A 13,549-nucleotide genomic window follows, 5' to 3' on the forward strand; every position below is an offset into this window, starting at 1 on the left:
AACCTGGGGGGCCCCTTGTGGGGACGGGGGCGTCGCGGTGAATATGCCGGTCATCCTGGTCGTCAGCCCGCGTGCCACGCGCCACGCGCTGAAGGGTGCCGTTCGTGATTTCCTCCGCCTCCCCGTCCCTCCGCTCCGGCCCGCGCCGGAAGTTCTTCCTCATGCCGCTGCTCCTGTTGGCGAGCACGGTGACCGCGTGCTCCACCATCCGGGGCCAGGCCAACGACCTGGCGGAGAAGGGCCGCTTCATCGAAGCCGCCGAGCTGTACGTGAAGGTCGTCGAGGATTCACCCAATGACACGTCGCTGCGCGCCTCGCTGGACGACCTGCGCTGGCGCGGCCTGTCGCAGCTTCTCACCGGGTCGCGGCAGGCCCGGCTGGAAGGCAGGGACGAGGACGCGGAGCGGAACCTGGAGCAGTTCCTCGCCTACAAGGTGAAGTGGAACTCCAAGCTGGACGGCGGCATGGAGAGCTCGCTCCTGGAGGAGATGGCGGGCACGCACCAGCACCTGCGCCAGCTCATCGGAGAGCAGGCGAAGCGGGGCCACGCGTTGACGGCGGAGTCGCACCTCAACCGCAAGCGCGCGCTCCTGGCCCACGCGGAGATGGCGCCCATCCGCCGCGACATGGAGAACGCGGTGCAGCAGGGCGGCGAGGCGACGTGCGCCCGGCTGAAGCAGTCACCCTCGGTGGGCACCGCGCACTGGGCGGAGCTGGTGTCGCGCTACTGCCGGCACTACCGCCAGGACGCGCCCCGGGCGCCGATGTTCCCGGAGGCGCTGGGCGTTCCCATGTTCCAGGTGTCCATGGATGGCATCAGCAACGACGTCGTCAAATACCTGATGGCGCGGATGGCGGGCGCGTTCGAAGCCTCGCCCTGGTATTCGGACGCCTCCTCGCGCCGCGTGCCGCTCACGCTGGAAGGCAGCCTGCGCGAGGACAACAGCAGTCAGCCGGTGTCGCTGACGGCGACGTGGACGGAGCAGGTGCCGTACACCGACCACGAGGATCGCACCGCGACGGCGGAGGTCCCGTACTCGGTGGAGGAGGCATACGAGGACAAGGGGGTAATGAAGAAGCGGCTCGTCACCCAGAAGAAGACGGTGGAGTACAAGACGACGGTGGAGGTGACGAAGTACCGCGACGTGCCGCGCGCCTTCGAGTACCGAGCGCTGCGCCGGGAGGTGGAGTACCACTTCGCGGTGGTGGCCCAGGCCGTCCTCCAGGACCAGCACGCGCCCCTGGCGGTGAAGGCGGAGAAGTCGCTGACCGCGTCCGGCTACGAGCACAACATCACCTTCACCCCCGGCGGGGTGACGCCGCAGAAGTTCGCGCAGCCCAGCAAGGACGGGTGGCTGGACGGCGAGCTCCAGGGCTACGAGCAGACCTTCTTCCGGACGCTCCTGGCGCGCTGGCAGGACTCCTTCTGCACCGCGCCCGCGCTGACCCGCGAGGAGGCGGCCCGCTGCGCCCGCGGTGGCGCGGAGCTCCCCGGTCCCGCGCGTCAGGCCCTGCTGGACACGCTGGGCGACGACGCCGGGCAGGTGCACCAGTTGTTCGTCTGGAACTGAAGGCGGAAGTAGGGACGGGGGCGCTTCAGCCCTCGTCCTCCGCGCCCTTGCGCAGCCCCAGCATGCGGCGCAGCTCGCGTGCGGACTGGCGGCTCACCTCCACCGAGTGCCCCCGCGCCGTGCGCGCCAGGTAGCCGCCCGTCTCCAGCGGCTCCAGCCGTGTCACGTGCGACAGGTTGAGCAGGGCCCTCCGGTGCACCCGGTGGAAGTGCTCGGCGGGCAGCTTGTCCGCCAGCTCGTTGAGGGTGAAGTCGGTGAGGAAGTCACCCTGCGTGGTGAACACCGTGACCAGCTCGTCCTCCAGCGACGCGTGGGAGATGGCGTCCGGCGACACCAGCACCAGCCCCTGACGCGTGGGAATGGGCAGCCGCGCGAAGGCGGGCCCGCTTCCTCCGGAGGCCTGGGGAGGGGCCGTGACGTTCTTCGCTCGCGCGGCCGGAGCGGACGTCGGCGCGGATGTCGGAGGGGAGGCGGGCAGCCGGGCCCGGGCGCGCTCCAGCGCCTTCTGCAAACGCGCCGCCTCCACGGGCTTGAGCACGTAGTCCACCGCGCCGTGCTCGAAGGCGTTCACCGCGTGCTCCGCGTGGGCGGTGCAGAAGATGACGTGGGGGCCGCCTACGGGCAGCAGGGCCATGGCATCCAGGCCGCTCAGACCCGGCATGTGGATGTCCAGCAACACCACGTCCACGCCTCCCGCGCGCACCGCGGCGAGCACCGAGTCCCCGTCCACCGCTTCGCCGCACACGCTCACGTCCGGCAGCGCGGCCAACAGGCGGGACAGGCGCTTGCGCGCCAGCAGTTCGTCATCGGCGATGAGGACGCGCAGGGGCTCTCTCACGTGAGGACTCCGGGTTGGGGGCCCCTGCGGGGCAGGGTGACGGTGACACGGGTGCGCCCGTCCGCGCTCTCCAGCGCCAGCAGCGCCTGACCGCCATACGCGAGCGCCAGCCGGCGCTCCACGGTCGGCAGGCCCACGCTGCCCTCGCGAGGCCCCTTGGAGGCGCCGGGGTTGTCGATGGACACCACCACCACCCCGTCGCGGGATGCCGCGTCCACGCGCAGCGGGCCCCGGTGTCCGGACGCCGGCCCGTGCTTCACCGCGTTCTCCGCGAGCGGCAAGAGCAACAGCGGCGGCACGGGCACGTCGCCCAACCCTTGCGCCACCGTCATGTGGAGCTGGAACAGGTCCGGGTCGCGCAACAGGTGCAGGTCGAACAGCGTGCGCATCAGCTCCAGCTCCTGGGACAGCGGCCAGGTGACGCTGCGCACGCCCGCGAGCACCGAGCGCAGCATCGTGGACAGGCGCAGCACCGCGGCCTCCGCGACGGCGCCGTCCTCGCGGCACCACTCCGCGATGGCGTTGAGCGTGTTGAAGAGGAAGTGCGGATCCAGGTGGCTGCGGATGGCCAGCAGCTGCGCCTGCTCGGCCTCCCAGGCGAAGCGCGTGGCGCGCGCCCGCTCGCGCAGCAGCGTCTCTTCAAAGCCGATGTCCCGCCCCAGGCCCCAGCCGGCCACCAGGAACAGGCCGCCGCAGATGGCCAGGTTGTACGGCTCCGACAGGAACGTGGGCAGCATCAGGGTGACGCGGGGCAGGGCGTAGCCCACCGACAGCACCACGCCGCAGCCCACCGCCGCGTAGAGCAGCAGGCGGATGCCTCCGTGGCTCAGGTCCAGCCCTTCTGGGAACAGCACCCGGTAGGACACGGGCGCGACGGCGACGCACAGCAGGCACAGGAGCAGGCCCAGCCAGAACGCGTGCGGATCCAGGCTCCAGCGCACCTGGGCCACCAGCAGCGGCAGCGACACCAGGATGATGGGAACCAGCCGCCACGGCGCGACGAGGGCGCGCAGCGTGGCGCGAACGATGGAACCTTCCGACGTCTCCGACATGCTCCGGCGGGAGGCTACACCGTCCGGCGTCCTAGTGCCGGGGGACGGGCGCCGGGACCAGGTCCAGGACGATCGTCCCGGCGAGGACGGCCGGGAAGAAGAGGACGGCGAGCACGAACAGGAGCGGCGAGCGCATTGAGAACATGGGGGGTTTCTCCAGTGTTCGTGGAACATGCCCACGGACTCTGGCAGTGCCCCAGGGGCCCTCCAGGGAGGGTTGCGCCAGGCCGTCGGGGAACGAGGTTGAGCGGTCGCTCCCGAGCCCCTGGCCGCTCCCTCCGCCGCTACGCCAGCGCGTCCGCCAGCCGGGTCGCCTCGCGGATGCAGTCGTTGATGCCCACCCCCCGGTACGCGTTGCCGGTGACGTGCAGGCCCGGCCAGCGCTTCAGGCGCTCGTCCAGGGACGCCACCCGCCCCAGGTGCCCCACCGTGTACTGCGGGATGCCGCGCGGCCAGCGGACGACCTGCGTCAGCTCCGGCGTCGCGGTGAGGCCCGTCATCGCCTTCAACTCCTCGCGCGCCAGCGCCACCAGCGCGTCCTCGTCCCGCGCGACGACCTCCGGCTTGCGCGTGCCGCCCATCAGGCACGTGAGCAGCACCCGCCCGCCCTCCGCGCGGAAGGGGAACGTGGTGGAGACATGGATGGTGCCCAGCACCGCCTTGCCCTCCACCGCCGGCACCAGGAACCCGAACCCGTCCGGCTTCGCCGTCGCCCCCGGCGCGAAGCCCAGGTGCACCACGGCCATGGGCGCATAGCCGATGCCCTCCAGCGTCGACGCCAGGGGCGCGTCCAGCGGGCGCAGCAGGTCCGCCGCCACGTACGAGGGCGTCGCCAGCACGACCTGGGAGGCCAGCAACTCCACGGGTTGTCCGCGCTCGCGCACCTGGAGCTTCCACCCGTCCGCCGTCCGGGTGAGGCCCTCCACCTTCGCGTCGGTGCGCACCGCATCGCCCAGCGACGCCGACAGCGCGTCCACCAGCACGCCCAGGCCCTTGTCGAACGTGCTCAACAGACCGGTGAGCTTCGACTTCGGGCCACCCTCCTGGGTTGGGGTTGGAGCCACCTTGCGCGCCGCGCGCTGGGAACGGATGGCGCCCAGGATGAGGCTGCGGTGGTCCCGCTCGAACTTCACGAGCTGCGGAAAGGTGGCCTCCGCGCTGAGCTGCTCCGGGTCGCCCGCGTAGATGCCTGTCTGGAACGCATCCAGCAGCACCGTGGTCGCCTCGCGGCCCAGGTGGCGCCGGCCCAGTTGCGCCAGTGTTTCATCCACGCCCGTGGGGCCGCGTCCGCTGAACAGCTCACCCAGCACCCGCAGGCGCCCGGACAGGGAAATAACGTCGGATTTAAGGAAGGCGGGCGGTGATGACGGCACCGCCCGAAGTGCACCTCGGGTGAAGATGTAGCGGTTTTTTGCCGCTGCATCCGCCGGACGGATGCGTGTTTCAAGACCCAGGGCCTCCGCCAGTGAACGGGTGGCGGGCTCCCGGTCCAGGAAACTGTTGGGTCCGGCTTCCAGGAGGTAGCCCCCCTCTGTGCGGGTCTGCACGTTTCCACCCACGCGCGACGAGGACTCCAGCACCACGGCAGCCGTGCCGCGCGACCGCAATCGGTGAGCCAGGACCAGTCCTGAAAGCCCCCCGCCGATGACCGCGACCGTCATGTCGTCCATCCCCTGCTGTCGTGAGGTGAGCACCCACGGGCGCCTTAGTGCGAAGGGGGGTGCTTTGCCAAGGAGCGCTACCCCGCGCGTTAATACAGGTATGCGCTACGTGATCACGGGAGCCAGCCGCGGAATCGGTTTCGAGTTCGTGCAGCAGCTGCTGCGGCGAGGAGAGACCGTCGACGCGGGCGTGCGCGCCCCGGAGATGGCGCGTCGGCTGGAGCCGCTGCTGCACGAGTCCGGCAATCGCTTGCGGATCCACGCGCTGGATGTCACCTGCGCGGACAGCGTGCGCGCGTTCGCGGCGAATGTCTGTCGCGAGCCGGTGGACGTGCTCATCAACAACGCGGGCGTGTCGGGACAGTGGGTGGGGTTGCACGAGCTGGACTTCGAGGACCTGGAGCGCACGTTCGCGGTGAACGCGCTCGGGCCGCTGCGCATCACCTCCGCGCTCCTGCCCGCGCTGCGACACGGTGTCGGCCGCAAGGTGGCGCACGTGACGTCGCGCATGGGCTCGCTCTCCAGCAACACGGAAGGCGGCGCGTACGCCTACCGCATGTCCAAGGCCGCGCTGAACATGGGCGTGCGCTCCATGGCCAACGACCTGCGCCGGGATGGCCTGGCGTGCGTGCTGCTGCATCCGGGTTGGGTGCAGACGGACATGGGCGGCCAGGATGCGCCGCTGCCGGCGGACGACTCGGTGCGCGGGATGCTCCGGGTCATCGACGGCGTCTCGCTGGACCACTCCGGCCGGTTCTTCGACTACGAGGGCGCGGAGATCCCCTGGTAGGGCGCGCCTGACGCCGCGGTGTCGGGCGTTGAACGCGCCCGGCGCCGCCAGAGCAGGCAGGCAGCCCCCAGGGGCAAGTCCTTCCCTGGCGCCCGCCCGCTTTCGTCCCCATCTCGACGCCGGAAGTGGCCGGCGGTCGAGGGCGGCGCAGGGGGACGGGATGGGGCAGCGGTTCCTGCCGATGGCGTGGATGGCGGCGTGTCTGGTGGCGTGCGGTCCGGGGGCCTCGGCCCCGTCGAACGGACAGGGGGGCGTGACGGCGCCGGGAGACGAAGCGCCATCCGAGTCACCGCCGCCGGTGACGCCGCCTCCTGACGAGACGCCACCCCCGGTCGAGCCGCCTCCCGGGGAGACTCCCGACGAACAGCCACCACCGGAGGAGCCACCGCCCGAGGAGGAGGTCCCTCCCGTCCTGACGACCTGCGCGCCCGAGCCCGAACTCGGAGACGCGGCGTCCCTGCCCGACGCCGAGCGCAAGGCCCGCCGCGCCTATGCGTGCACCGGCATCGCGCTGGAAGGCACGGTGGTCTCCGTCGCGGGCGCGCCGCTCGCGAACCTCCTGGTGCGCGTGGGGGAGGCGCAGGCGCGCACGGACGCGGACGGTCGCTTCCGCTTCCCGGTGTTGCCCCGGCACAACCGGCTGCTCCAGGTGGACGCGGAGGGTTTCCGGCCGGCCGTGGTGGCGGTGGCGCTGCGCCGGAGTCTGTCCGAGACGCGCGTGATGCTGCCTCCAGTGCGGCTGTCCGCGAAGGACGGCGGCGTGCGGATGCTCTTCGCGGGGGACGTGTCGCTGGGCCGGCGCTTCCTGGATCCGGACGACACCACGCCCCGCAACCAGATGCCTCCGGACGACCCCGCGGCGCTCATCCGCGTGTCGGATCCGCTGCCGGGCACCAAGGCGGTCTTCACCCACGTGCGGCCCTACTTCCAGGCCGCGGACTTCCGGGCCGTGAACCTGGAGACGCCGGTGACGGACTCGCCCACCACGCCCCATGACGACAAGGCCTATGCGTTCTTCACGCTGCCCGGTTCGCTGCCCGCGCTGCCGTGGCTGGGCGTGGACTACGTGAGCCTGGGCAACAACCACGTCTACGACTACCTGGCGCCGGGACTCAACGACACGCTCTCGCACGTGGGCGCGACGGGCATGGCCTTCAGCGGCGCGGGCCGGAATGAGACGGAGGCCTTCGTCCCGGCGCGCGTGCCGCTCGCGGGCGGCAGCTACAGCCTGGTGTCGATGTGCTCCATCACCGGCAGCGAGCATGATCAGCAGTACGTCGCGGGCCCGAACCAGGGCGGCGCGGCGGATGCGCGCAACATGTCCCGGGTGACGTCGCTGCTCGGCGCCGAGCGCGCCCAGGGCCGCGTTCCGGTGGCGGTGCTGCACACCGGCGTCGAGTACAGCGTGCGGCCCTCCACCCCGACGGCGCAGCGCATGCGCGACATGGTGGACGCGGGCGCGGGGCTCGTCATCGCGCACCACCCGCACATCCCCCAGGGCTTCGCGCGCTACAAGGGCGTGCTGCTGGCGCAGTCGCTGGGCAACTTCGCCTTCGACCAGGACCGCCTGGAGACGATGGTGGGCCTGCTCGCGGAGGTGGAGGCCACGGGCGCTCGCGTGGACCGGGCCCGAGCGGTGCCCGTGTACATCGAGGACTACCGCCCCCGGCCCATCGCGGGCGAGCTGGCGGAGGCCTTCCTGCGAAACCTCGCGGAGCTGTCCCGCGAGGGCGACGTGGAGCTGGTGCCCCAGCCCTCCTGGGGCGAGCTGCTTCCGGCCGGCCAGCACGCGGCGGTGAGCGAGCGCACCGTGGACGTGCCGGTGACGGTGGAGGCCCACGGCCGCGCCACGGTGGACCTGCGGGCCCTGCGCCACGAGGGTGAGTCCGTCGCCGTGGCCCGGCTCACCGGCGAGACGCCGCCCACGGGCGTGAAGCTCAAGGCCGGACGCGACGTGCTCCTGCACGGCGACTTCGAGGACCACGACGTGGACGACGACGCCAACGAAGCGCCGCGCTGGGGCCTGGGAAATGGCGCGGGCTACGTGTGCCAGGACGGTCCGCACCGGGGCGCCGCGGCCCTCTGCCAGCGTCGCGCTTCCAGTGACTCGCGCGGCGCGGCGGTGAAGCTGGTCAACCGCTTCCGGCCGCCCGGCTTCGCGGAGGGCCCGCCCAACCGCGACCTCACGGCGGTGGCCTGGGTGAAGGGGCAGGGCGGCGGTGCCTTCTCCGTGGGCGTGCAGTACCTGCCCGTGGAGTCCTACACGCTCTTCGGTTCGCAGACGCTGCTGCGCCACGAGGGCGGCACCTACGACTGGACGCTGGTGTCGGAGGACCTGCGCTTCCCGGCGGATCCGCCCCGGCCCGACCTCTGGAACGCACCCTGGGCGCTGGACCTGACCCTCAACACCGCGCCCCCGAAGTCAGGGCAGGGCGTGACGGCGGTGGACGACCTGGCGCTGGTGGCCTGGGAGCGGCAGGCCTCCGGGAGCACGCTGACGCTCGCGACGCCGCACGCGCGGGACTTCGTGCGCGTGGAGGCCCCGGCGGGCACGTACACACTGCGCGTCACCTTCCGCGCGCACCGCGTGCCCTGAAGCTCAGGGGACGCGCCGTGCGCCTTCAGGGATACAGGAGCGCCGTCTTCCAGCCCTCGCCGTCGCGCAGGTACACGTTGCGCTCGTGCAGGCGGCTGGGGCGGGCGTGCCAGAACTCGATGCGCTCCGGCACCACGCGGAAGCCGCTCCAGTGCGGGGGGCGCTCCACCGGCCGGCCCTGGAACCGGGCCTCCACCTGCGCCACGCGCGCGTCCAGCAGCTCGCGGTCCGGCAGCTCCTCGCTCTGGAGGCTGGCCCACGCGCCAATCTGGCTGCCGCGCGCCCGGCTCTGGAAGTACGCGTCCGCCTCCGCGTCCGTCACCTGCTCCACCCGGCCCTCGATGCGCACCTGCTGCTCCAGGGGCTGCCAGTGGAAGCACAACGCGGCGTGCGGGTGCGCGGTGAGCTGGCGCCCCTTGCGGCTCTGGAAGTTGGTGAAGAAGACGAAGCCCCGTGCATCGAAGTCCTTGAGCAGCACCACGCGGGCGCTCGGGCGGCCCTCGTTGTCCACGGACGCCAGCACCATGGCGTTGGGGTCCACGGGGATGGCCTTCTTGGCCTGGGCGAAGAGGTCGGCGAAGCGCTGGATGGGGTCGGGGGGGATCGTCACGCGCCGCACCATAGGAAACCCCACCCCAGGGCGCACGTTCGCGGTTGACTCCCTGTCTGGACCCGCGATCGTGTGTTCATGAAGATTCTCTTCATCGCCTCGGAGGTCACCCCCTTCTCGAAGACGGGGGGGCTGGGCGACGTCGCAGGGGCCCTGCCCACGGCGCTGGCCGCGCTGGGGCACGACGTGAAGATCGTCACGCCCCGCTACCAGGACGTGCGCAACACCGGCCACCTGGAGCCCACCGGCCAGTCCCTGGTGCTGCGCTTCCCCTTCGGTGAGGTGGGCGGCCCCGTCCTGTCCGCGCGCCTCACCGAGCGCCTGGAGGTGCTCTTCCTGGAGAACGAGGCCCTCTACGGCGGCCGCAAGGGGCTCTACGGCGATGGGGGCGGGGAGTTCGCGGACAACCCCCGCCGCTTCGCCTACCTGTGCATCGGCGCGCTCCAGGCCGCGCAGCGGCTGCGCTTCTTCCCGGACATCATCCACCTGCACGACTGGCAGACGGGGCTCGTTCCGGTGGCGCTGCGCCGGGGCTTCCAGGGCACGCCGCTCTCCCGCGCGAAGTGCGTCTTCACCATCCACAACCTCGCGTACCAGGGGCAGTTCCCCAAGGGGACGATGGAGGACCTGGGGCTGCCGTGGGACCTGTTCACCCCGGAGGGCGTGGAGTTCTACGACCAGGTGAACTTCCTCAAGTCGGGGCTCGTCTTCTCCGAGGCGCTCACCACCGTGTCGCCCACGTACGCGCGCGAAATCCAGACGGCGGAGCAGGGCTACGGCCTGGATGGCCTGCTGCGCCGGCGCTCGCACGCGCTCACCGGCATCCTCAACGGCATCGACGCGCACGAGTGGAACCCCCGCACGGACGCGTACCTGCCGGAGCACTACGGCCCGGACGACTTGAAGGGCAAGGCGACCTGCAAGCGCGCCCTGCTGGAGCGCTTCGGGCTGTCCGGGGACACGGGCGCGCCGGTGTTCGGCATCGTGAGCCGGCTGGCGTGGCAGAAGGGCGTGGACCTGCTTCTGGAGACGATGCCCGCGGCGCTCCAGGCGGACCTGCGCTTCGTGGCGGTGGGCAACGGGGACCCTGTGCTGGAGGCGGGCCTGCGCGCGTTGCAGGAGCGCTACCCCACGCAGGTGGGGGTGCACATCGGGTTCGACCCGGAATTGTCACACCTGGTGGAGGCGGGGTCGGACTTCTTCCTGATGCCCAGCCGCTACGAGCCGTGCGGCCTGAATCAGATGTATTCACTGCGTTACGGAACGGTGCCCATCGTCCGGGCCACGGGTGGACTGGTGGACACGGTGGAGGGGGGGCTGGACGGCAACGGACTGCTCTTCGAAACCTTCCACCGCACGGCGCTCCTGGCGGCCATCCGCAGGGCGCTGGCCCTCTACGCGGATCCCGTGCGCCTGGGCGACTTCCGGGGGCGGGGGATGGGCAAGGACTTCTCCTGGGCGGCGTCCGCCCGGAAGTACGAGTCCCTCTTCGCCTCCCTGGTAGCGGAATAGTGGGGCGCGCTCCGGAACCGGGATAGTGTTACCGCCGTGGCGGAAGCTCCGGACCTGGGTGGCTATGAAGTGGTCGGCCGGCTGGCGGTCGGCGGCATGGCGGAGGTGTATCAAGCACGCGCGCGCGAGACGACGCAGCGCTCCCCGGGCGAGCCCGAGGAAGTCGTCATCAAGCGGCTGCACCCGTCCTTCCGCAACGACCCCGCGTATGTGAAGGCCTTCGTCGACGAGGCGAAGCTCACGGTGCGCCTGCGCAACGCGCACATCGTGCGGACCTTCCGGCTGTTCCGCGCCGGGCCCGACTACCTGATGGTGCAGGAGCTCGTGAGTGGCCGGACGCTCGGCTACATGCAGGAGCTGCTGATCAAGGCGGGCGCCGCGATGCCGCCGGAGTCCGCCTGCTACATCGCGTGGTGCGTGCTCAAGGCGCTGGACTACATCCACCGCGCCAAGGTGGGGGAGAACGGCGCCACCATCGTCCACCGCGACGTGAACCCCGCCAACGTGCTGCTGGGCATCCAGGGCGACGTGAAGCTCACCGACTTCGGCGTGGCGGAGGTGGAAGGGATGATGCGCGGCGAGTCCGGCGCGCTGCGCGGCACGCTGCCGTACATGAGCCCGGAGCAGGTGCTGGGACAGGCGGTGGACGCACGCACGGACCTGTACGCGGTGGGCGTGATGCTCTGGGAGCTGTGGGGCGGCCGGCGCCTGTTCACCGGCGACAACGAAGCGCAGCTCATGCACCAGGTGCGGGACGCGCGCGTGCCGCTGCTGTCCTCGGTGTCGCCGGACCTGCCGGACTACGCGGCGCAGGTGGCGCGCAAGGCGCTGTTCGCGGACCGGGCGCGCCGCTTCCAGTCCGCGGCGGAGTTCATCAAGGCGCTGGAGGTGCTGTCGCGCCGCGCGGGCTGGCCCCTGACGGTGGAGGCGCTGCAGCCTCTGCTGGGCGGCTGATGCGCTCGCGCCGGGCGGTGCTCGGGCTGGTGCTGGGAAGTGCCGTCGTTGGCTCCGCCTGCCTGGGCGTGGTGCCCTTCCAGCCGCGCGCCTACGACGACGCGGTCCGGGTGGAGGCGGTGGACATGGCCTTCACGCGCGAGGGCACGGGGACGCTCACGCTGAAGCTGAAGGTGCGAAACCCGTCCTCCGACGCGGCCTCGCTCACCCGCGCGGACATCGACCTGCGGGTGGATGGCCAGCGGATGATCACCGGCGAGCAGGTGATGGTCGTGCCGCTGGATGGCCTGAGCGAAGTCCCGCTGGAGCTGCGCTTCCCGCTGGCCGTGCCCCGCTCGGCGGCGCGGCCGGAGCCCACGTCCCACGCGGTGCGGGTGGAGGGGGGCGTGGTGCTGCGCTTCGGCGGCTCCGAGCGGAGAGCCCCCTTCCGGGACGCGCGCGTGCTGGGCATTCCGTGGATGCCGGGCGGAGCGGTGGCCCCGGCACCCTGACGCGCGGTGTTTTTCCGGCTCAGCCCTTGGCTTCGGGAGAGGAGCCGGAGTCCGGAGGCGACTCGTTCTCGGTGCGGCGCGCGGCGTCCCGGGCTTCTTCCTTCACGGAGGAGGAAGGGGCGCCATCGCGGGGCGTGACCTCGGGCGGGCCGGGCACGGCGCTCTTGAGGCGGCTCATGCGCACGCGGTCGATGCGGGCGCCTTCCTTGGTGGCCACGACGAACTGCCAGCCGTTGTAGGTGAAGCGCTCGCCCACGTCGGGCAGGTGGCCCGCGAGCGACGACAGGTAGCCGCCGAGCGTGTCGAAGTCGCCCTCGGGCAGGGGGAAGCCGAAGACCTTGGTGAACTGATCCACCTCCATCGCGGCGTCCACCAGGGAGCTGCCGTCGGCCATCTTCTCGACGAGCTTCTCCTCCACCTCGAACTCGTCGCCGATGTCACCCACGATTTCGCGGAGGATGTCCTCCAGCGTGACGACGCCCATGAAGCCGCCGTACTCGTCGACGACCATGGCCATGTGGATCTTCCGCTTCTGCATGTCCCGGAGCAGGTCGCCCACGGGCTTCATCCACGGCACGAAGTGGGCAGGGCGGATGACGTCCTGCAGGACGATGAGCTCCGGGTGCTGGAGCAGCGGGATGAGGTCGCGCGCGTGCAGCACGCCGACGATGTGGTCCACGTCGTCGTGGTACACCGGGATGCGCGAGTGGTTCTCCTCCGCCAGGATGCGCAGCACCTCGTCCGGCGGGGTGGTGATGTCCACGGAGATGACATCCGTGCGGTTGACCATCACGTCGCGGCAGCGCTTGTCGGACAGCTCGAAGATGGAGCGGATGAGCTGGGGCGCGCTCTTGTCCACCTCGTTGCGGGCGGCCTGGGCGGCGAGCAGCTTCTCCAACTCCTCCAGGGGCGGGGGCGGCGGCTCGAAGCGCAGGGTGCGGCCGAAGGTGCGGGCGCCCAGGTTGAGCAGGCCCAGCATGATGCGCATGGGCGGGTAGAGCAGCAGCACCAGCATGGACACCAGCGACGCCAGCCGCAGCGCCCAACGCTCCGGGTTGCCGTTGGCCAGGCCGCGCATGGTGACTTCCATGAGGCTGGCGAGCACGCCCACGAAGAGGGCGCCCGCGCACACGGTGGCGACGGGCACCCAGGCGGCCTCGCCGTAGCGGCTGAAGTCCAGCATGCGCGGGGGAACGAAGGCGCCGATGGCGGCGGCCAGGAAGCCGCTGAGCACCATGCCCAGGCGCAGGGCCGTGGCGGTGGCTTCACGCTCCGTCTTGTGGCGGAGCACGCGGCGGGCGGCGGAGGTCTTGCTCTCCTCGGCGAGTTCCTGGGCGCGCAGGTCCGAGGTCCCGTAGAGGGCGGACTCCGCGGCGGCGACCAGGGACCTCGTGAAACAGAGGGCCAGGCAGGCGACCCAGAGGGTCCAGGTAGGCATAGGGCGTCGTTCTTATCCCGTGCTAGACGGTCATAC

Annotated in this window: 11 protein-coding genes; 6 read left to right on the top strand and 5 right to left on the bottom strand. The window is 71.4% G+C overall.

Going from position 1 to position 13,549, the window contains the following annotated elements:
- Positions 1–161: 161 nt before the first annotated feature.
- Positions 162–1,571, top strand: a complete 1,410-nt coding sequence (locus tag D7X74_RS15030) for a hypothetical protein (protein WP_147444304.1) — start codon at positions 162–164, stop codon at positions 1,569–1,571.
- A 25-nt stretch (positions 1,572–1,596) separates the two neighbouring features.
- Here D7X74_RS15030 and D7X74_RS15035 read toward each other — a convergent pair whose 3' ends face one another.
- From D7X74_RS15035 to hemG, 3 genes are all read right to left on the bottom strand, one after another.
- On the bottom strand, positions 1,597–2,409 hold the full coding sequence (locus tag D7X74_RS15035) for a LytTR family DNA-binding domain-containing protein (RefSeq protein WP_120533653.1): 813 nt from the start codon (positions 2,407–2,409) through the stop codon (positions 1,597–1,599).
- Positions 2,406–3,461: a sensor histidine kinase gene (locus tag D7X74_RS15040; protein WP_120533654.1), complete on the bottom strand. Its 1,056-nt coding sequence runs from the start codon at positions 3,459–3,461 to the stop codon at positions 2,406–2,408. Before D7X74_RS15040 ends, D7X74_RS15035 begins: the two co-directional genes overlap by 4 nt.
- A gap of 284 nt (positions 3,462–3,745) precedes the next feature.
- On the bottom strand, positions 3,746–5,122 hold the full coding sequence (hemG, locus tag D7X74_RS15045) for a protoporphyrinogen oxidase (RefSeq protein WP_120533673.1): 1,377 nt from the start codon (positions 5,120–5,122) through the stop codon (positions 3,746–3,748).
- Positions 5,123–5,222: 100 nt separating this feature from the next.
- Between hemG and D7X74_RS15050 the strand changes: the two genes are divergently transcribed.
- Both D7X74_RS15050 and D7X74_RS15055 read left to right on the top strand, forming a co-directional pair.
- Entirely contained in the window at positions 5,223–5,912 is a 690-nt protein-coding gene (locus tag D7X74_RS15050; RefSeq protein WP_120533655.1) for an SDR family oxidoreductase, read from the top strand.
- A 160-nt stretch (positions 5,913–6,072) separates the two neighbouring features.
- On the top strand, positions 6,073–8,508 hold the full coding sequence (locus D7X74_RS15055) for a CapA family protein (protein WP_120533656.1): 2,436 nt from the start codon (positions 6,073–6,075) through the stop codon (positions 8,506–8,508).
- A 25-nt stretch (positions 8,509–8,533) separates the two neighbouring features.
- Here the strand turns inward: D7X74_RS15055 and pdxH are convergent, their stop codons facing one another.
- Positions 8,534–9,130 (bottom strand): pyridoxamine 5'-phosphate oxidase, encoded by a 597-nt coding sequence (gene pdxH, locus D7X74_RS15060; protein WP_120533657.1) that lies wholly within the window; start codon positions 9,128–9,130, stop codon positions 8,534–8,536.
- Between the two features lie 66 nt (positions 9,131–9,196).
- Here pdxH and glgA point away from each other — a divergent pair, with 66 nt between their 5' ends.
- From glgA to D7X74_RS15075, 3 genes are read left to right on the top strand one after another with little or no spacing between them, the layout of a single operon-like run.
- The gene (glgA, locus tag D7X74_RS15065; RefSeq protein WP_120533674.1) at positions 9,197–10,630 is read left to right on the top strand and encodes a glycogen synthase GlgA; all 1,434 of its coding nucleotides are present in this window, start codon (positions 9,197–9,199) and stop codon (positions 10,628–10,630) included.
- Between the two features lie 36 nt (positions 10,631–10,666).
- Complete coding sequence (locus tag D7X74_RS15070; protein ID WP_120533658.1) at positions 10,667–11,584, top strand: serine/threonine-protein kinase; 918 nt, start codon at positions 10,667–10,669, stop codon at positions 11,582–11,584.
- On the top strand, positions 11,584–12,075 hold the full coding sequence (locus D7X74_RS15075) for a hypothetical protein (RefSeq protein WP_120533659.1): 492 nt from the start codon (positions 11,584–11,586) through the stop codon (positions 12,073–12,075). The genes D7X74_RS15070 and D7X74_RS15075 overlap by 1 nt, the downstream gene beginning before the upstream one ends.
- Before the next feature lie 19 nt (positions 12,076–12,094).
- On the opposite strand, the gene D7X74_RS15080 is transcribed toward D7X74_RS15075, so the two are convergent.
- A complete protein-coding gene (locus tag D7X74_RS15080) occupies positions 12,095–13,513 on the bottom strand; it encodes a hemolysin family protein (protein WP_233595576.1) in 1,419 nt (472 codons plus the stop codon).
- Positions 13,514–13,549: the final 36 nt, after the last annotated feature.

The organism is Corallococcus sp. CA047B (assembly GCF_003612065.1).
Classification (GTDB): Bacteria; Myxococcota; Myxococcia; order Myxococcales; family Myxococcaceae; genus Corallococcus; species Corallococcus praedator.

Coding starts and splice junctions, on each gene's coding strand:
- D7X74_RS15030 (WP_147444304.1), top strand. CDS start 162: ATGCCGCTGCTCCTGTTGGCGAGCACGGTGACCGCGTGCTCCACCATC.
- D7X74_RS15040 (WP_120533654.1), bottom strand. CDS start 3,461: ATGTCGGAGACGTCGGAAGGTTCCATCGTTCGCGCCACGCTGCGCGCC.
- hemG (WP_120533673.1), bottom strand. CDS start 5,122: ATGACGGTCGCGGTCATCGGCGGGGGGCTTTCAGGACTGGTCCTGGCT.
- D7X74_RS15050 (WP_120533655.1), top strand. CDS start 5,223: ATGCGCTACGTGATCACGGGAGCCAGCCGCGGAATCGGTTTCGAGTTC.
- D7X74_RS15055 (WP_120533656.1), top strand. CDS start 6,073: ATGGGGCAGCGGTTCCTGCCGATGGCGTGGATGGCGGCGTGTCTGGTG.
- pdxH (WP_120533657.1), bottom strand. CDS start 9,130: ATGGTGCGGCGCGTGACGATCCCCCCCGACCCCATCCAGCGCTTCGCC.
- glgA (WP_120533674.1), top strand. CDS start 9,197: ATGAAGATTCTCTTCATCGCCTCGGAGGTCACCCCCTTCTCGAAGACG.
- D7X74_RS15075 (WP_120533659.1), top strand. CDS start 11,584: ATGCGCTCGCGCCGGGCGGTGCTCGGGCTGGTGCTGGGAAGTGCCGTC.
- D7X74_RS15080 (WP_233595576.1), bottom strand. CDS start 13,513: ATGCCTACCTGGACCCTCTGGGTCGCCTGCCTGGCCCTCTGTTTCACG.